Raw genomic sequence first — 16,560 nt, forward strand, 5'->3', positions numbered from 1 at the left:
GGAAAACCGCTTACACTTTTCCGCACATCGCTCTAATCATTCCGCTCAAGCCGCCATTGAGGCGGCGGCCAAGGTGGCGGAGACCGCACCCGGCGAGGGGCTAAACAAAAAAATCTGGATCATTATGATTAATGATCCAAAAACGCCTTGCGCGCGGTGACGCCCGTATCGGCAAAGTCGGTAAACAGGCCGTCTATGCCCAGGGCAAACAGTTGTTTGAATTCGGCCTGCGCGTCGCCCTTATAGACGGTAGGAAGGCGGTCATTGCGCAGCGTCCAGGTGTGAACCTTCAGCCCCGCCTTGTGCGCGGCGTCGATCAGGGCGCGGTTTTCGACGATGCGGCAGTCAGCCTCGCTGGTCTTTTCTGTCACCGGCCCGGTGGCCACGGCCTTGAGCAGGTAACGCTTCCAGGGGGCCACGACGTCGGCATAGGTACGCACCTCGGCCAGACCTTCGGGCGTGAGCATGTCGGCATAGACGCCCTTGCGGCCGGCGGCGGCCCAGTCGAAGGGCACCGACGCGCCGACCTCGCCTGTGGCGAAATTGACGTCCCCCCCATCGACCAGTTGCACGCGTTGCAGGGGCGACAGGGCCTTCAGGCGCTTCAGACTGTCGGCCTCGAAGGATTGCAGGAAGACGGCCGAGTCGGGCTTGTTCATATCGCCTTTGGTCAAGGCTTCGATCAGACGCTCTTCCAGCGGCAGACCGGCGGCGCGGTGCAGGGTCGGATGCTTGGTTTCGATATATAAACCCACGCTCTTGCCCGTCGTCTTGAAGTGATTTCTCACCAGGCCGATCACTTCTTCGAGTGTGGGTACCTCGAAACGACCGTTATAGCTCTGGTCGCGATCGGCAAAGGCCTGACGCGCGCGCAAGGTCTTGATCTCGGCGAGGGTAAAGTCGCTGGCGAAGAAGTCGGTAAGGCTCATCCCGTCCACGGTAAGGGTCCGCTTGCGGGCCGCAAATTCCGGGCGTTGTGCCACATCGGTCGTGCCGGACAGCATGGGTTCGTGACGGCAGATCAGCACGCCGTCCTTGGTCGCCACCACATCGGGTTCGATATAGTCGGCACCCATATGGATGGCGAGATTATAGCCTTCGAGCGTATGTTCGGGCCGGTAGCCGCTGGCGCCGCGGTGGGCGATGATCAGGGGCATCTTGTGCTCCGTCGGCTTCGTGGCGGCCAGTGACGGCCTGAGCCCGATGGCGCCTCCCAGAATGGCCCCGGTGCCGGCGATGGCTCCGAAGGTGAAACGGCGGCGGGCGGTATCGACGGGCAGGGGCATGGCACACTCATCCGGAAGGGGTGATGATGTCCATAGAGCGTGTCGATGACAGGCCTGTGAAAGTCCGGCCTGTGAACCTATTGCGTGCCGTCAGGCCCGTCCCGCATTGAGACTGAGATGCTCCGGTAAAATGCCGAGACTTTTGAGCGCTCTGTTCCATAAACCTGCGGCATCGTGTGAGAACAGAATATCGGCGTTGGAGGGCGCGATCAGCCAGGCATTGTCGCGAATTTCGGCCTCCAGCTGGCCCGGTCCCCAACCGGCATAGCCCAGCGCAATCAGCACGCGCGACGGACCCGCTCCGCGCGCCAGATCGACCAGAATATCGCGTGAGACGGTCAGGCCGACCCCCTCACGTAACTCCAGCGCTTCCGGGTCGATGTCGAGCGGCAGGGTCACCTCATCAATGAAATAGTCGAGGCTGTGCAGCACAAAACCGCGCTCGTTCTGCACCGGGCCGCCATTATAGATGGGGGTGGCGATGTGGCGATCGTCGGTGATGTCGATGCCCAGTTCTTCCATCATGCGCGGGAAGGTCAGGCCGCCTATGGGTTGGGTCAGGACAATCCCCATCGCCGATTCTGCGTCGTGCTGACACATATAGATGACGCTGTGGTCGAAATTAGGGTCGTCCAGGCTCGGCATAGCCACCAGCAGGCGGCCTTGAAGAGAGGTGGCCTGAAGCGACGCGTCCTCAGACGAGGCAGTGGGGTCGGAAGGGTCAGGGCCGATATGGGTCATGTCGCAAAGATGGGCATGGAAGCCTCGGCTGGCAAGAAAAAAGCGTATAAAGACCGCCCGGTCGCTCTGGTCTGTAGGCCGACAGGGGCCTATAAGCAGCGGGCCATTCAACGGAGATTTACCCATGACGATTCAACCCGGTGACAAGCTGCCCGAAGTGAAATTCTCTTCCCCGGCCGAAGATGGCCTGAAGCCGCTGACCACCTCCGAAGTGTTTGCCGGTAAACGCGCCGTGCTGTTTGCCGTGCCGGGCGCCTTCACCCCGACGTGCTCCGCGCGCCACCTGCCGGGCTTCCGCGATCAGGCCAAGGCCTTCCAGTTCAAGAATATCGACGTGGTGGCCTGCACCAGCGTCAATGATGGATTCGTGATGAAGGCCTGGGCCAAGGATCAGGGCATTGCCGACGAAGTCCTGATGCTGGGCGACGGCAATGGCGAATTTGCTGAAAAGGTCGGTCTGGTCCTCGACGCCGAAGGCTTCGGCATGGGCAAGCGCTCGCAACGCTACGCCATGATCGTTAATGACGGCGTGGTCGAAAAGCTGTTCGTCGAAGCGCCCGGCGAGTTCAAGGTCTCGTCGGCGGACTATGTGCTGGAACAGCTCTAAAACCCATTGGCTTTAAGGTCTTGGGGCCGCAGGCCCCAAACCCCCTGGCTGGGAATAAGTTGAAAGGCCGGAGTGTACGAACTCCGGCCTTTCCTTTTGCGCTAAGTCATGGGGTGCGGGGTCTGCGACCCCGCGTCTTAAAAACTATCATCTTCCAGTGCGAACAGCGCTTCCGATCCGGCCTTCATCTTTTGCAGATGCGCCTCGGCTTCGGGAAGGATGCGCTCGAGGAAGACGCGACCGACTTTTAGCTTGTCGGCATAGAAGGGATCGGTCGAGCCCGCGTCGATGGCGGCTTGCGCGGCGGCCGCCTGCTGGGCCCAGCTATAGGCCAGCGCGGTCAGACCGAACAGGCACAGATAATCGAGCGAACCCGCGGCGGCGGCGTCCGGATTGCCCATGCCGTTTTGCATCAGCCACATGGTGCCGTCCATCAGACGCGCCTTGGTGTCCTTCAGGCCCTTGACGAAGGTCGCGGCGCTGCCCGCTTCGTGGTCGGCAACATAGGCGTCGATTTCTGCGAAATAGGCCATCACGGCGCGCCCGCCCTTGGACGGCAGTTTGCGACCGACGAGGTCGAGTGCCTGCACGCCATTGGTGCCTTCGTAGATGAGCGTGATGCGGATATCGCGCATATATTGCGAGGCCGGGAAGTGTTCGGTGAAGCCCGAACCGCCGTGCACCTGCATCGAGTCCTGCGTGACCTTCAGACCCTTTTCGGTGAGATAGGCCTTCACAACCGGCGTCAGCAGGCTGAGGAAATCATTGGCCTTTTCGCGGGTGGCCTCGTCTTCGGCGTATTTGGCCAGATCGGCCTGAAGCGCGACCCAGGTGAGGAAACCCCGGCCGCCTTCGAGCAGGGCGCGGCTTTCAAGCAGCATACGGCGCACATCGGGGTGGACGAGAATGGAGTCGGCGGGCTTGTCCGGCGATTTGGGGCCGGTGAGGGCGCGCCCTTGCAGGCGGTCCTTGGCGAATTCGACAGCGGCGACGTGGCTGGCGTGACCGATGGCGAGCCCCTGAAGGCCGACGCCGAGGCGGGCGTTGTTCATCATATAGAACATGATCTTCAGCCCTTCGTGGGCATTGCCGAGCAGCCAGCCCTTGGCGTCTTCATAGATCATGACGCAGGTGGAATTCCCGTGAATGCCCATCTTGTGCTCAAGACCGGCGCAGTGAAGGCTGTTGCGCTCACCCGGATTGCCGTTGGCATCCGGGATAAATTTGGGCACTAGGAACAGCGAGATGCCCTTCACGCCCGCCGGGGCGCCTTCGATGCGCGCCAGAACGAGGTGACAGATATTGCCCGTAAAGTCGTGCTCACCCGCCGAAATCCAGATCTTCTGACCGGAAATCTTGTAGGTGCCGTCGCTGTCCGGCACCGCCTTGGTGCGCAGCAGGCCAAGGTCCGTGCCGCAATGCGGCTCGGTCAGGTTCATCGTCCCCGACCATTCGCCGGCGATTAGTTTGGGGAGATACAGCGCCTTCAACTCGTCCGTGCCGCCGACGCTGAGCGCCGCCACCGCGCCGTCGGTCAGGCCGGGATACATGGCAAACGCAGAGGACGCGCCGGTGAGCATTTCCGAATAGGCCGTGGCCACGACGTGCGGCAGGCCCTGACCGCCGTATTCCGGATCACCGCCCAGAGCGGGCCACCCGGCCTCAACCATCTGGAGATAGGCTTCCTTGTAGCCCTTCGGCGCGGTGACGCTGTGGTCGGCGTGCAGGACGCAGCCCTCCTTGTCGCCCGGCGCGTTCAGCGGGGCGACCACCTCTTCGGTGAACTTTGCGCCTTCTTCCAGAATGGCCTGCACCACGTCGGGAGAGGCGTCCTGAAAACCCTTCAGGTTGGAATACTGGGCGATGTTCAGCACGTCGTTGAGCAGGAACTGATAGTCGCGCACGGGGGCCTTATACGGCATGGAGGTGCTCCTTGGCGTTAGTGTGAGCTTTAATTTGTTATCTTAAATGTGGGCGTGAGCGCGTTGATTATCAGGCGCTTTTACGATCGTCTTCGGCGTGGGTAGCCTGCGCCGCTTCATGCTTGGCGATCTCGCCTTCCATCCACGCGCAGCCTTCGACCATGTCCTTGATGGCCTGATCAATGTCTTCGCGCTGGCGTTTCAGGTTTTCGATCTGATCGTGATACTTGGCCACGGTGGCGCGCATCTGCTTCACGCCGCGGTCTTCGCGGTTATACAGATCGAGCACTTCGTGAATTTCGATCAGCGAAAAGCCCATGCGCTTGCCGCGCAGGATGATCTTCAGACGCGCCCGGTCGCGCGCCGAATAGATGCGCGTCTGACCCTTGCGTTCCGGGCTGATGAGGCCCTTGTCTTCATAGAAGCGCAAGGCACGGGCGGTGACGCCGAACTCCTTGGAAAGCTGGCGAATAGTGTAGGTACGCATGTCCATGGTGACCCCCTGTATAAGGTCGTTATAATTGACGTTTACGTAAACGTACACCTAACTTGCCCCAAACGTCAAGAGGCGGCTTTTCACATCTTCGTGCCATGCGAAAAGGCCCCGGTTCGCGGTGGAGCCGGGGGCCTTTGTGCTGACGATAATAAGCGCTTTAATTGAGCTTGAAGACCCGGGCTTTGATGGCGGTACCGCTGGTGTCGCCTAACGCACCGGAATTATCGACCCAACTGACGACGAAGCCGTTGGTCTTCAACGGGGAGAGCACCATGCTTGTCTGATTGCCGGTCACATAGACATTGACCAGCAATTCGCTGCCAAACTTCGTGCCGCTGGCATCGAAAGCCTGTGCCTTGATCGCCCAGCCGTCTGTGTCGCCGAGCGTTCCGCTGTTGTCACCCCAGGCGGCTATAAACTGTCCGTTCGGAAGGGTGATCACATAGGGAGCCACCTGACGCCCGGTGGTATTGGTTGCCAGCGTAAACGCTGTGCCGACGCGGTTGCCCGATGCATCAAAGATTTGACCATAGGCTTCGTCCGTTGTGCCACCTGAATTGCCTTCCGACCAGACAATGACGAAGGCCCCGTTTGCCAGAGCGCTGACGCTTCCCGGCGATTGCAGAAAACCCGGTGACTCCTTGACTATAAATTCGCCGCCGACCTTCTGACCCGAAGCGTTAAAAATTTGCGCTTTGAGCTTGTTGACGATGTTCGGGCCCACCGAGCCATTGTAGTCCTGCCAGGTGATGACGAACCCGCCATTGCTCAGCGGCGCGGCATACGACTGGCTTTGCTGACCCGCGGTCGAGGTGTTGACGATAAAGGCAGGGGTGAGTTCATCGGCATCGGCCGAATAGAGTTGCGCCCTGACAGACAAGGAGTCGCCGTCGCCGCCGACCGCTGTGGAGGCATTAAATTCCGTCCACGTAGCCAGCAGCCGTCCATCGCTCAAGCGGACTAATTTTGGCTGTCCCTGCGTGCCGTTATTTCCGTAGGAAATGCCATTCTGAATACTGTAGGTCAGGGGAGGCGCCACCGCATCCCCCAGCGCCACGCCTGCGGAGGAAAATTCGCGGGCGAAAATTGGGCCCGAGGTAACGGCCGTCGGGTTAGTGGTGTTCAGATGTCCGTTGGACACATAGAGCAAGCCGAACCCGCCGCCATTGAGCGCTGACAGAGACGGTTGCACATGACGATAAGACGATGAGCTTTGTCGTGTGCCGGTCGAGGCAATAATTTCACTGCCTGATTTCGTGCCGTCGGGTGTGAGGATTTGAGCCCGGATTTCAGCCAGTGAGATGCCACCAATCGTGCCCTGACTGCTCACCCATCCGGCGACCACATTGCCATTATCAAGCGTGGTCAGGGTGACCGCGTTCTGATCATTGTCGGTTACCGTGTTGACCAGTATCTCACTGCCGCCGACATAGGCCGTCGGAGTCGCCGAAGAGGACGACGAAGACCCGGCCCCGGAAGAGCCGCCACCACTGCCGCTTCCTCCGCCACCACCTCCACAGGCGGCAAGAGCAGCGATGAGAAACGGCGTCAGAATGACGCCCAGACGAAATCCGGGATGACGTGTGGCAGATGATTTAACAGGTAGCATAATGACTCCCCCCTATGTATTCATCCTCATCTTAAACGTGAATTACGTCAAGTTTGCAATGCTGAACAGTAGCGGGGTGTCCCGTGTTCCACGGGTTTCATTTGACGCCCGCCGTCCCGCCCTTTAAAGCCACAGCTCTGTTTTTGTTTGCCCCGAAAGGTGTTTTTCCACGTGTCTTCCGAACTGACCCTACTCGCGCAACAGGGCCGTGCCTGGCCCTTCGAGCAAGCCCGCGCCCTGATTGCGCGCGTGCTGAAAGTGCGTCTGAAGGATCAGGCGGACTCGATACGGGCGAAGGAGCTGATCACGGCAGGCAAGGCCGATGAAGCGCTGAAGACCTTTGAGGCGCTGAACCGTCCGGTGATCTTTGAAACCGGCTACGGGCCGTCGGGCCTGCCGCACATCGGCACTTTCGGCGAAGTGGCGCGCACCACCATGGTGCGTCAGGCCTTTACGGCCCTGACCGGCGGTCACTGGGCGTCGCGCCTGATCTCGTTTTCCGACGATATGGATGGTCTGCGCAAGGTGCCGGAAGGCATCCCTAATCCGGATATCCTGCGCGAAGACCTGTATAAGCCGCTGACCGTGGTGCGTGACCCGTTCGGGACCCACGACTCGTTCGGCGCGCACAATAATGCGCGTCTGCGCGCCTTTCTCGACTCGTTTGGCTTCGATTACGAGTTCAAGTCGGCCACGGATGCCTATAAGTCGGGTGAGTTCGACGCCACGCTTCTGAGGGCGCTGGAACGCTTCGACGACATCCAGAAGATCATGCTGCCGACCCTGGGGCCGGATCGGCGCGCCACCTATTCGCCGTTTCTGCCGATTTCGCCGGTCACCGGTCATGTGCTTCAGGTGCCGACGCTTGAGCGCAATGTCTCAAAGGGCACGATCGTCTTTGAGGAAAACGGCGAAAAGTTCGAGGTGCCGGTTACGGGCGGCCACGTCAAGATGCAGTGGAAGCCCGACTGGGCCATGCGCTGGGCGGCTTTGGGCGTCGATTACGAAATGGCCGGCAAGGACCTGATCGACTCGGTCAAGGTGTCGTCGCAGGTGTGCAAGGTGCTGGGCGGTACGCCGCCGGAAGGCTTCAACTACGAACTCTTCCTCGATGAGCAGGGCCAGAAGATATCGAAGTCGAAGGGCAACGGCCTGACCATGGAAGACTGGCTGCGCTACGGTGCGCCGGAATCGCTGGCCTATTACATGTTCCAGTCGCCGAAATCGGCCAAGAAGCTCTATTTCGACGTCATTCCGCGCGCCACGGACGAGTTCTTCCAGCAACTCGATGCCTTCCCCAAGCAGGAAGAGGCCAAGCAGATCGAAAATCCGGTCTGGTTCGTCCTGCGCGGCGAAACGGGCACGAAGTCGCCGCCGGTGACCTTCGGTCTGATGCTCAACCTCGTTTCAGCGGCCAATGCCTCGGACAAGGAGACGCTGTGGGGCTTCCTGCGCGCCTATATTCCGGGAGCGACGCCGGAAAGTGAGCCCGTGCTCGATCGTCTGGCCGGCTACGCGCTCAACTATTTTGAGGACTTCGTCAAACCGTCCAAGACCTTCCGTTTGCCCGACGATAAAGAAAAGGCGGCGCTGATCGACCTGCGTGACCGTTTGGCGGCGCTGGACCCCGAAACGCGCGACGCCGAGGCCATCCAGAACATCGTCTTCGAAGTCGGAAAGGCGCATGAATTCGAGCCCTTACGTGCGTGGTTTCAGGCACTCTATGAGGTGCTTCTGGGGCAATCCCAGGGTCCGCGCTTCGGCTCCTTCGTGGCCATTTTCGGCATCGAACGGACGCTGGACCTGCTTGATCAGGGTATAGAGGGGCGTCTTATCTGAGGATGAGCTTCTGGGTGCGGATATAATCCTTGCCGGTCGCCGTAAAGGTAATGGTCTGGGGTTTACCCTCCGCGCCTTCGACAACGGCGGTGATGACATCGTGGCCGTCACCGACGCCCCGGCTTTCGACCCGAAGGCGCTTCATGCCTTCGCGGATACCGGCCCTGTAGGCCGGGCCTTCGGGATCGACGGCAACAAAGGCCCCGGCCGCGCGCGACTTGTCCGGGTCGTAGCCCAGGGTGCGAACCGGCACGTCCTCGGACACCACCCGGAATTTTGCGCCAAAGGCATCTTCGGGCAGGGTCATGGCCTCACCCTTCAGCATGTAGCGGTCAATCAGGTCGCCGAAATCTACCCCGTAGGCGGTGGCGGCCCGATTGAGCCGGTCGATCAGTTTCACATGCGGAGCTTTACTCGCCGTGTCGGCCCGGGCCTGATCGCGCAACACATGGATAAAACCATCCATCGACTTGCCCTGAGCGCGCCAGCGGGCATCGAGCAGTACCGCTAGCATGGACCCGCGCTGATACGGGAGTTTCTGCACCAGCGGGTCGTTCCAGAACTTCTCAACGATGACGCTGTTGGGGGCGGTTCGGTAGGGGGAGGCGGCGTAGGCCCGAAGCGCGTCGTTCCAGGTCGCCATGAACTGCTGGGCATCCACGGCCCCGCCTTCATAGGCCAGTTTGCGGGCATAGTAGTCGGTAAAGCCTTCCGAGAACCAGTAACCGCTTTTTTCTTCCTCATCAGGATCAAAGCCGCCCAGGCGCAAAGGATTCCAGCTATGGAAATATTCATGCGCCAGAATGATTTTCAGCGCGCCGAGCTCGGTTTCCGGTGTGGCGACCATGGCAAAGGACTCACCAAGCCCGGAGCCGCGGATCGAGCGCCCACCTTTAGCCGATTCCGATGGGGCAAGGGTGACGAGGAAATGATCCTGACCTTCGCCCCAGAAACTTTGTTCGGCATTGATGATATCGTGCACTGACGCATTGAATGCGTCGGAAGTGAACTGATCGAAATGACCGCGCCACGCGATGCGCAGATCGCCACTTTTGACCTTAAGCTGCGCAATATGCACGTCCTTGCCGGCCAGAAGCACGGATTGGTCCGCCGCTTCGTTCAGTTCAGGCGGGGTGGGATATTGCAGATTGGTTGCCCCCGTCCAGCCACGCGGCAGCGACCACGAAAAGTGCTGTGCCTGAGGGTCGCGGCCTTCGACGACGGCGAACAGGCCCGGGCCCGTAATATAAAACCAGTCCGGGGCTATCACAGGATAGGTATAGTTGGTGTCCAGAGGCACCTCCTGACCGGGGGTGCGGTTGGCCTCCAAACGGTAGGAGACGGTAATAAGGGCATAGGGTTTGGCGTTGATCTCACGCACGGCGGGCTCCGGCGTCGTCACCGTCTTGGCCCCTTTGATGTCGAGGTCTTTGAGCCGCTCATAGAAGCGATCGCCGCCGCCCCAACGGTCGGGCAGTCTCAGGGTGGCCTTGCCGTCCTTATCGGCGCGAAAGCGGAGGCGCAGCCGCACCGCTGTGAGGTGGTCGCCCTGCGTGATCGTGTCCAGATGGTAGGTAACCCCGGAAGGATCAGGAGATTTCGCATTGCCCTCAGCCGAGAGCCCCGTCAGGCTGACGCATAGCAACCAGACGACAATCCCATTTTTTCGCATACTGATCTCCCCCCGGAATGCCAGAGCCCATACCCAAAAGTGGACGCACTTCACGGAAAATGTTTCGACTGAACAGAACTTTAAAGCGAAATAGCTATGCCCTCACAGTCATTGCGCTCTGACACTTAAATTTGAAGAGGAAGACGGCTGAAATGTGGCGTCGGATAATCGCGGTATGAGGGTGCGTTGACGCTTCAACCGGGGCGTGCTGTTGTGACGTATCAAGGAGGCCGCCATGCGCTTTTTGCTTATGCTTTGTGCCCTTGCGGGCGTGTGTGCGTCCGCCCAAGCCGCTGAATCTCCCTCTATACCCAAGCCCGCGGCCATTGATGCGGAGGTGCAGCGGGTCCTGAAGGACACCGGGGCCAAAGGGCTGGCCATCGCGGTCATTGACGACGGCAAGGTGGGTTATGTAAAGTCCTATGGCGTGCGCAACGCCAAGGGTGAGCCCCTGACGACGCAAACCGTGATGTACGGCGCCTCGTTGACCAAGGCCGTGTTCGCCTATGCGGTCATGCAGCAGGTCGATCAGGGGCGTCTGACGCTGGATACGCCTCTGGCGGACATGCTGCCGCAGCCTTTGCCGAGCTATGCGTCGCCGGACATTATTAATCGCTACAGCGACTGGTCGGCGCTGGATGAGCGCTGGCGCAAGCTGACGCCGCGTATTGTGCTGACCCATTCGAGCGGCTTTGCCAACTTCCGTTTTCTGGAACCGGATGAAAAGCTGACATTCCACTTCGATCCGGGGGCGCGTTACGCCTATTCGGGGGATGGTCTGCTGACGCTGCAATTTGCCATGGAAACGGGGCTGGGCCTCAGTCTGCGCGACGAAACCGACCGTATCTTCAAAGGGTTGGGCATGACGCGGAGCAGTCTGATCTGGCGGCCGGACTTTGCGGACAATCTGGCCGATGGCTGGAACGACAGGGGCGAGGTCGAGGCGCACGATGAGCGGTCAAAGGTCCGCGTGGCCGGGTCGATGGACACGACGATCGGTGATTTTGCCCGTTTTGCGGCGGCCTTTGTGCGGGGGGAGGGACTGAGCGCGGGGGCGCGGGCGGACATCACCAAACGGCAGTTGAAGATCACGACGCGGACGCAGTTCCCGCCCTTTCAGCCCGAATTGCCGGCGGATCAGCAGCGGGCCGACCTCTATGCGGGGCTGGGCGTAGTGGTGTTTGACGGACCGCAGGGGCACGGCTTTTACAAGGGCGGGCATAACGACATGACGGCCAATACCTGGGTTTGCGTTGAAAGATCAAAGCGCTGCGTGGTGATCCTGTCGAACGATGTACGCGCGGAAGCCGGCTTTGCGGCGCTGGTAAGGTTCGTGCTGGGAGAGACGGGCGTGCCCTATGAATGGGAGTATGGGGATCATGCGGGGAAGTCGTGACGGGGCGGGTTCCGGGGCGTGGAGTCCGTGACCCCACAAACCTTTATCCCCAAAGACAAGGCCTATCGGGTTACCGATAGGCCTTGTCTTTGGGCGTAGAAGACTTGGGGCCGCAGGCCCCAAACCCCAAAACATCCCGTCACTGACTGGCCCACACAATCCGCGCCATCCACGTCACCTGCGCCCGCTCCAGCACCCGGTTGGAAAAGTCCGGATTAAGCGACCGCAGTTCAACCTGCTTCTCCGTCAACCGCACCAGTTCCTTGGCCATGACCTCGCCTTCGCTGGTCTTCACCACCACCCGGTCGCCCCGCCGCAGGTTCTGACGCAGCGGATCGACGATGATACGGTCGCCGTCGCGGTAAAGCGGCAGCATGGAATCGCCTGAAATCTCAAGCGCATAGAGCCCTTCACCTGCGGGCAGGCCGATCTCGTCCCAGCCCTGTCCGACCGGAAATCCCGCATCGTCAAACAGGCCGTCATTGCCCGCCTGCGCAAACCCGATCAAAGGCACACCCTTCGGCACCGGGCGCGGTTCGGTCAGGGCGGCAAAATCGGAAAAGCTCTGGCCCGTGGCCTCCAGCAGCTTGGCCAGACTCTCGGTGGAGGGCCAGCGCGGACGGGGCGGGTCTTCGGTCGATTGGCGTTTCGACTTGTTGAAGGCCGTAGGGTCAAGCCCCGCCAGTCGCGCCAGCCCCGACGGTGACGTGCCGAGGTTCAGCGCCAGACGGTCGATGGCATTCCAGATTTGGGCGTGCGACAAGGACATGGCGCGTTTCCTGTGAGATATCAGGAAAATAAATCCAGATGCAGGAAAATCAACTTAAATTATGAATTTAATCCTATTTTTTATGAAGTCTGGCCAAGGCGCCCCACGCCATCGCGCCCAGCACGCACGCCGTTGACAGGGTAAGCGCCATCGCCAGGGTGATCGGTCTGATGCGTCCATCGGACAGGGCCAAGACAGGCAGCATGACCGATACCCATTGACACCCAGCGGCCACGACGGGCCACGGATGCGGGGATTTCCATCTCAGTGCCGTCAACAGGCTCAGAAAAAGAGCGTTCAGTACCAGAGCGATGATGGCGTTGCCGCTAAAACTGCCCCAAAGGGCCAGCAGAGGCAGCCCGCTCAGCAACCCGGCCATCCACAGGCGTTGCCGCCCGTCATCCCTGAACACGCCGTCAATTCGCTGATAAATCAGGCGCTTCAGGCCTTGCAGACCTGACACTTCCCCCGGCAAAGCCCCCTCCCGGAAATCATATCGGGAAAGAGTAGAACATCTATAGATTGTGGCAAGCCGATTTTCGTACTGGCCGTTTCCCGCGTGTCCTCCAGGGTCCGGACCCTAAGCTAACCGATCAGAAAATGCGCCTGAAGCGTGGCGATGGGTTGCTCACGCAGTTCCTGCCACGCCCAGGCCTCGACATTGGCAATGGTGCGACCGACGCGGTTGATGCGGGCGCGCGCATAGGTGTCGATAGGCTTGCCGGAGCGCAGATACTGCACGCTGACATTGACCGGTTTGGGGATCTGCTCGAACGTCTCGAACACCGACAACTGCGCCGTGGCCGTCAGTTCCAGAAACGCGCCTATGGTGCCGCCGTGCAGGGCCGGCAGCAGCGGATTGCCGATCAGGTGCGGAGCGAACGGCATGACGGTGGTCAGTTCATTACCCGCCATTTCCATGCGGAGGTTGAGGAACTGAGCGAACGGGACGCGGCGGAAAAGGTCTTCCGGGCCGCTGATCATCAGATCGGCAATCATGCGTGGGCCTCGCGGTTTTTCAGGCAGGGGTGGGAGATGATGAAGGCCGCCTGCGCCGCCGCGACCGGGTCGCTCAGGCTGTCGTCATAGGCAAAGCCGCGCACGAAGCCGACACTGCGCGTCAGCTTGTAGCATTTGGCCAGAATGAACAGATCGCGCTGCGGCTGGGCCGGGCGCATATAGTCGATGCGCAGATCCATTGTGGCTATGGGCTTATATTCGTTCAGTTCGTCCCAGACGGCCATACCACAGGCGTGATCGAGCAGGGCGGTCACCGCCCCGCCAGCGATCACCCCTGTCGCCGGGTCGCCGATCAGGTCTTCCCGATAGGGCAGGCACAGTTTTATGCCGTCATCGGAGCGTCCGGCATAGCGGGCCCCGATAGACTTCATATAGGGGATATTCTCGACCAGAAGATCGAAGCCTTCGCGAAAAGGCGCGTGTGACATCGGTTCGCCTCCATGTAAGTTCTTATTCTTATTCGCTTTATCGGGCGCGGAGTCGCGTCTGAGGCCTATAGTGGCGCAAATCCCCTGCGCCGTCAAAACGATTGCCGTTACCGACAGGCGAGTTTGCACTTGCAAAATCGCTGAAACGGTTTCTTTACAGACACAAGACCTGTTTTCCGTAACCCAGAGAGTACCCATGACCCCGTCCGATCTTGAAACCGTGCCCGCCGACCGTTCGGCACTGGTGCTGTTTTCCGGCGGGCAGGATTCGACCGCCTGCCTCGCCTGGGCCCTGACCCATTACGAGCGCGTGGAAACCATCGGCTTCGACTATGGGCAGCGCCATGCCATCGAAATGACGACGCGCACCCGTGTGCTGGAGCGCTTTCCTGACGTGTTCGAACCCGCCCGCACGCGACTGGGTGAAGACCATGTGGTCGATCTCAAAGGCTTCGGGCGCGTGGCGGAGTCGTCGCTGACGCGCGAACAGGAAATCCGCATGGGCGAACGCGGCCTGCCCAACTCCTTCGTTCCGGGGCGCAATCTCGCCTTCTTCGTCTATGCCGCCGCCGTGGCGGACCGCCGGGGCATAGATCATCTGGTCGGGGGCATGTGCGAAACCGACTTCTCCGGCTATCCCGACTGCCGCAAGGACACGCTGGAGGCGATGCAAAACGTGCTCAATCTCGGCATCGAGCGGCCCTATATCATCGACACGCCCCTGATGTTCCTGACCAAGGCCGAAACCTGGGCGCTGACGCACCAACTGGGCGGTGAGGCCTTGGTCGATCTGGTACTCGAAGACACCCACACCTGCTATATGGGGCAGCGCGGCGAGCGTCACGCCTGGGGCTATGGCTGCGGCACCTGCCCTGCGTGTGAACTGCGGGCCCGTGGCTTCGAGCAGTGGCGCAACGGCTGATGGTCTATAGTTTCAAAGAGATATTCCTGACTCTTCAGGGCGAAGGCGGACAGGCCGGGCGCGTAGCGGTATTTGCGCGCTTTGCCGGATGCAATCTGTGGAGCGGGCGCGAACAGGACCGGGCGGCGGCCGCCTGTACCTTTTGCGACACGGATTTTGTCGGCACCGACGGCGAGGGTGGAGGCAAGTTCGACACCCCCGAAGCCGTGGCGGCAGCGCTGGATGCGCACTGGGGGGCTATCGACCCGGTGCACAAATCGGTCGTCTTCACCGGTGGCGAACCGCTGCTGCAACTGGATGCGCCGCTGATCGCTGCGGTCAAGGCGGCGGGCTATTTTATCGCGGTGGAATCGAACGGTACGCTGCGGGCACCTGACGGCATCGACTGGTTGTGCATCTCGCCCAAGGGCGAGAACCGCCTGCATCAGACCTCCGGGCAGGAGTTAAAGCTGGTCTGGCCGCAGGACCGCGTCGATCCGGCGGAATTTGCCGGCATGGACTTTGAGCGCTTCTATTTGCAACCGAAAGACCCGCTGGATCAGGACCCGGCGATGCAGGCGGCCCATACGCAGGCCGTGATCGACTACTGTCTGGCCCACCCGCAATGGCGGATGAGTGTGCAGACGCACAAGGTCGTGGGGATCAGGTAGATTTACCCCGGCGCGCCCGGCGGCGGCGTGGACGCTTTTTGACCATCGACAGCAGCAGGCCTTCGCGCAGGCCGCGATCGGCGACGCGCAGGCGGTCGCACGGCCACAGGCTTTGCACGGCCTCCAGTATTGCCGCGCCGGCCAGCACCAGATCGGCGCGATCCTTGCCGATACAGGGTTCCTGTTCGCGTCCCTTTTGCCCAAGGCTCAGAAGGCGGTCGATAACGGCGCGGCACTGATCATGGGTCATCCACAAGCCATCGACCTTCGAACGGTCATAGCGCTCCAGTTGCAGGTGCATCCCGGCCAGAGAGGTAATGGCCCCCGACGTGCCGACAATATAGGCCTGCTGCGCATCGAAATGAGGGCGCAGAGGCTCCGGGGCCTTGAAGTCGATCAGGGCCTGACGCACATCCTCGACCATCTGGGCGAACCACGCCTGCTTGTCGCCATCGCCCGGTTCGGGGAAACGTTCGGCCAGATTGACCACGCCTTTGGGGATGGAGATCCAGTATTGCGGGCGTGGCGGTTTGGGGCGCGCGTTCAATCCGCGTGACCCGCTGGCCTCGGTGGGCTCTGTTTCTTCCCCCAGCGGCAGCCAGGAAATCTCGGTCGAGCCGCCGCCCACGTCCATGACAATGGCCGCCTTGGCCTCACCATCGAGGAGGGAGGCGCAGCCGACGACCGACAGGCGCGCCTCTTCTTCGGGGGTGATAATGGTCAGCTTGAGGCCGGTTTCGCGCTCGACGCGCTGAATGAAGTCCGGACCATTGCGCGCGATGCGGCAGGCCTGGGTGGCGACGGCACGCGTGCGCACCACCTGCCGACGCCCGATCTTTTCGGCGCACAGTTTGAGCGCGGCGAGCGCGCGTTCCATGGCGCGATCCGACAGATTGCCGGTCTGGCTGAGGCCTTCCCCCAGCCGGACAATACGTGAAAAGGCTTCGACGATCCGGAATTGTCCATTGTGCCAGGCGGCGATCATCAGGCGGCAATTATTGGTGCCGAGGTCCAGCGCGGCGTACAGGGGCGACGGCTCGGCGGCGGCCGGGCGCTGCGGCGGTGCCGGTCTGGGCCGCGGCTTGCCCGCTGGGGCGGTCGCGCTGTGGCCGCTGCCCTTGCGGGCGCGACGCGGACCGCGCTTGCGCGGCGGGCCGCTTTTTGAGGGAGCCTCACTCATGGTGGCTCATACCCCGCTTTATC

The 16,560-nt window shown here is 61.1% G+C and carries 16 protein-coding genes; 5 read left to right on the forward strand and 11 right to left on the reverse strand.

What is annotated here, in order from left to right; translation table 11 throughout:
- Positions 1 to 128: 128 nt before the first annotated feature.
- On the reverse strand, positions 129 to 1,286 hold the full coding sequence (locus tag PQU94_RS11510; protein WP_272741612.1) for a glycerophosphodiester phosphodiesterase: 1,158 nt from the start codon (positions 1,284 to 1,286) through the stop codon (positions 129 to 131).
- Between the two features lie 90 nt (positions 1,287 to 1,376).
- Positions 1,377 to 2,027, reverse strand: coding sequence for a YqgE/AlgH family protein (locus PQU94_RS11515; RefSeq protein WP_272741613.1), 651 nt, complete (start codon positions 2,025 to 2,027; stop codon positions 1,377 to 1,379).
- A gap of 124 nt (positions 2,028 to 2,151) precedes the next feature.
- On the opposite strand from PQU94_RS11515, the gene PQU94_RS11520 reads away from it, so the two are divergent.
- Positions 2,152 to 2,634, forward strand: a complete 483-nt coding sequence (locus PQU94_RS11520; protein ID WP_272741614.1) for a peroxiredoxin — start codon at positions 2,152 to 2,154, stop codon at positions 2,632 to 2,634.
- 137 nt (positions 2,635 to 2,771) lie between these two features.
- On the opposite strand, the gene PQU94_RS11525 is transcribed toward PQU94_RS11520, so the two are convergent.
- The 3 genes from PQU94_RS11525 to PQU94_RS11535 all read right to left on the reverse strand — a co-directional run bounded on the left by PQU94_RS11525 (position 2,772) and on the right by PQU94_RS11535 (position 6,661).
- On the reverse strand, positions 2,772 to 4,556 hold the full coding sequence (locus PQU94_RS11525; protein WP_272741615.1) for an acyl-CoA dehydrogenase C-terminal domain-containing protein: 1,785 nt from the start codon (positions 4,554 to 4,556) through the stop codon (positions 2,772 to 2,774).
- A 70-nt stretch (positions 4,557 to 4,626) separates the two neighbouring features.
- Complete coding sequence (locus PQU94_RS11530) at positions 4,627 to 5,049, reverse strand: MerR family transcriptional regulator (protein ID WP_272741616.1); 423 nt, start codon at positions 5,047 to 5,049, stop codon at positions 4,627 to 4,629.
- Positions 5,050 to 5,209: 160 nt separating this feature from the next.
- Entirely contained in the window at positions 5,210 to 6,661 is a 1,452-nt protein-coding gene (locus PQU94_RS11535) for a hypothetical protein (protein ID WP_272741617.1), read from the reverse strand.
- Between the two features lie 171 nt (positions 6,662 to 6,832).
- On the opposite strand from PQU94_RS11535, the gene PQU94_RS11540 reads away from it, so the two are divergent.
- The gene (locus tag PQU94_RS11540; protein ID WP_272741618.1) at positions 6,833 to 8,500 is read left to right on the forward strand and encodes a lysine--tRNA ligase; all 1,668 of its coding nucleotides are present in this window, start codon (positions 6,833 to 6,835) and stop codon (positions 8,498 to 8,500) included.
- Here PQU94_RS11540 and PQU94_RS11545 read toward each other — a convergent pair.
- Entirely contained in the window at positions 8,493 to 10,172 is a 1,680-nt protein-coding gene (locus PQU94_RS11545; RefSeq protein WP_272741619.1) for a M61 family metallopeptidase, read from the reverse strand. The two genes, PQU94_RS11540 and PQU94_RS11545, sit on opposite strands and share 8 nt — an antisense overlap.
- A 235-nt stretch (positions 10,173 to 10,407) precedes the next feature.
- On the opposite strand from PQU94_RS11545, the gene PQU94_RS11550 reads away from it, so the two are divergent.
- Positions 10,408 to 11,568 carry a serine hydrolase domain-containing protein gene (locus PQU94_RS11550; RefSeq protein ID WP_272741620.1) on the forward strand — a complete coding sequence of 387 codons (1,161 nt, stop codon included), beginning with the start codon at positions 10,408 to 10,410 and terminating at the stop codon, positions 11,566 to 11,568.
- A gap of 139 nt (positions 11,569 to 11,707) precedes the next feature.
- On the opposite strand, the gene PQU94_RS11555 is transcribed toward PQU94_RS11550, so the two are convergent.
- The 4 genes from PQU94_RS11555 to PQU94_RS11570 form a co-directional block, all read right to left on the reverse strand.
- Positions 11,708 to 12,337: a S24 family peptidase gene (locus PQU94_RS11555; RefSeq protein WP_272741621.1), complete on the reverse strand. Its 630-nt coding sequence runs from the start codon at positions 12,335 to 12,337 to the stop codon at positions 11,708 to 11,710.
- A gap of 73 nt (positions 12,338 to 12,410) precedes the next feature.
- Positions 12,411 to 12,812: a hypothetical protein gene (locus PQU94_RS11560; protein ID WP_272741622.1), complete on the reverse strand. Its 402-nt coding sequence runs from the start codon at positions 12,810 to 12,812 to the stop codon at positions 12,411 to 12,413.
- Positions 12,813 to 12,922: 110 nt separating this feature from the next.
- Positions 12,923 to 13,336, reverse strand: coding sequence for a PaaI family thioesterase (locus PQU94_RS11565; RefSeq protein WP_272741623.1), 414 nt, complete (start codon positions 13,334 to 13,336; stop codon positions 12,923 to 12,925).
- Positions 13,333 to 13,785, reverse strand: a complete 453-nt coding sequence (locus tag PQU94_RS11570; protein WP_272741624.1) for a PaaI family thioesterase — start codon at positions 13,783 to 13,785, stop codon at positions 13,333 to 13,335. The genes PQU94_RS11565 and PQU94_RS11570 overlap by 4 nt, the downstream gene beginning before the upstream one ends.
- A gap of 196 nt (positions 13,786 to 13,981) precedes the next feature.
- Here PQU94_RS11570 and queC point away from each other — a divergent pair, with 196 nt between their 5' ends.
- A complete protein-coding gene (gene queC, locus PQU94_RS11575) occupies positions 13,982 to 14,707 on the forward strand; it encodes a 7-cyano-7-deazaguanine synthase QueC (protein WP_272741625.1) in 726 nt (241 codons plus the stop codon).
- Positions 14,707 to 15,357, forward strand: a complete 651-nt coding sequence (queE, locus tag PQU94_RS11580; RefSeq protein ID WP_272741626.1) for a 7-carboxy-7-deazaguanine synthase — start codon at positions 14,707 to 14,709, stop codon at positions 15,355 to 15,357. Before queC ends, queE begins: the two co-directional genes overlap by 1 nt.
- Here queE and PQU94_RS11585 read toward each other — a convergent pair.
- The gene (locus PQU94_RS11585) at positions 15,350 to 16,537 is read right to left on the reverse strand and encodes a Ppx/GppA phosphatase family protein (protein ID WP_272741627.1); all 1,188 of its coding nucleotides are present in this window, start codon (positions 16,535 to 16,537) and stop codon (positions 15,350 to 15,352) included. The two genes, queE and PQU94_RS11585, sit on opposite strands and share 8 nt — an antisense overlap.
- Positions 16,538 to 16,560 lie beyond the last annotated feature (23 nt).

Origin of the sequence: Asticcacaulis currens (genome assembly GCF_028550395.1) — a bacterium.
GTDB classification, from domain to species: Bacteria; Pseudomonadota; Alphaproteobacteria; order Caulobacterales; family Caulobacteraceae; genus Asticcacaulis; species Asticcacaulis currens.

Bases quoted from the DNA above. Each gene is read 5' to 3' on its own strand.
- PQU94_RS11510 (WP_272741612.1), bottom strand. From the start codon at position 1,286: ATGCCCCTGCCCGTCGATACCGCCCGCCGCCGTTTCACCTTCGGAGCC.
- PQU94_RS11515 (WP_272741613.1), bottom strand. From the start codon at position 2,027: ATGACCCATATCGGCCCTGACCCTTCCGACCCCACTGCCTCGTCTGAG.
- PQU94_RS11520 (WP_272741614.1), top strand. From the start codon at position 2,152: ATGACGATTCAACCCGGTGACAAGCTGCCCGAAGTGAAATTCTCTTCC.
- PQU94_RS11525 (WP_272741615.1), bottom strand. From the start codon at position 4,556: ATGCCGTATAAGGCCCCCGTGCGCGACTATCAGTTCCTGCTCAACGAC.
- PQU94_RS11530 (WP_272741616.1), bottom strand. From the start codon at position 5,049: ATGGACATGCGTACCTACACTATTCGCCAGCTTTCCAAGGAGTTCGGC.
- PQU94_RS11535 (WP_272741617.1), bottom strand. From the start codon at position 6,661: ATGCTACCTGTTAAATCATCTGCCACACGTCATCCCGGATTTCGTCTG.
- PQU94_RS11545 (WP_272741619.1), bottom strand. From the start codon at position 10,172: ATGCGAAAAAATGGGATTGTCGTCTGGTTGCTATGCGTCAGCCTGACG.
- PQU94_RS11550 (WP_272741620.1), top strand. From the start codon at position 10,408: ATGCGCTTTTTGCTTATGCTTTGTGCCCTTGCGGGCGTGTGTGCGTCC.
- PQU94_RS11555 (WP_272741621.1), bottom strand. From the start codon at position 12,337: ATGTCCTTGTCGCACGCCCAAATCTGGAATGCCATCGACCGTCTGGCG.
- PQU94_RS11565 (WP_272741623.1), bottom strand. From the start codon at position 13,336: ATGATTGCCGATCTGATGATCAGCGGCCCGGAAGACCTTTTCCGCCGC.
- PQU94_RS11570 (WP_272741624.1), bottom strand. From the start codon at position 13,785: ATGTCACACGCGCCTTTTCGCGAAGGCTTCGATCTTCTGGTCGAGAAT.
- queC (WP_272741625.1), top strand. From the start codon at position 13,982: ATGACCCCGTCCGATCTTGAAACCGTGCCCGCCGACCGTTCGGCACTG.
- queE (WP_272741626.1), top strand. From the start codon at position 14,707: ATGGTCTATAGTTTCAAAGAGATATTCCTGACTCTTCAGGGCGAAGGC.
- PQU94_RS11585 (WP_272741627.1), bottom strand. From the start codon at position 16,537: ATGAGTGAGGCTCCCTCAAAAAGCGGCCCGCCGCGCAAGCGCGGTCCG.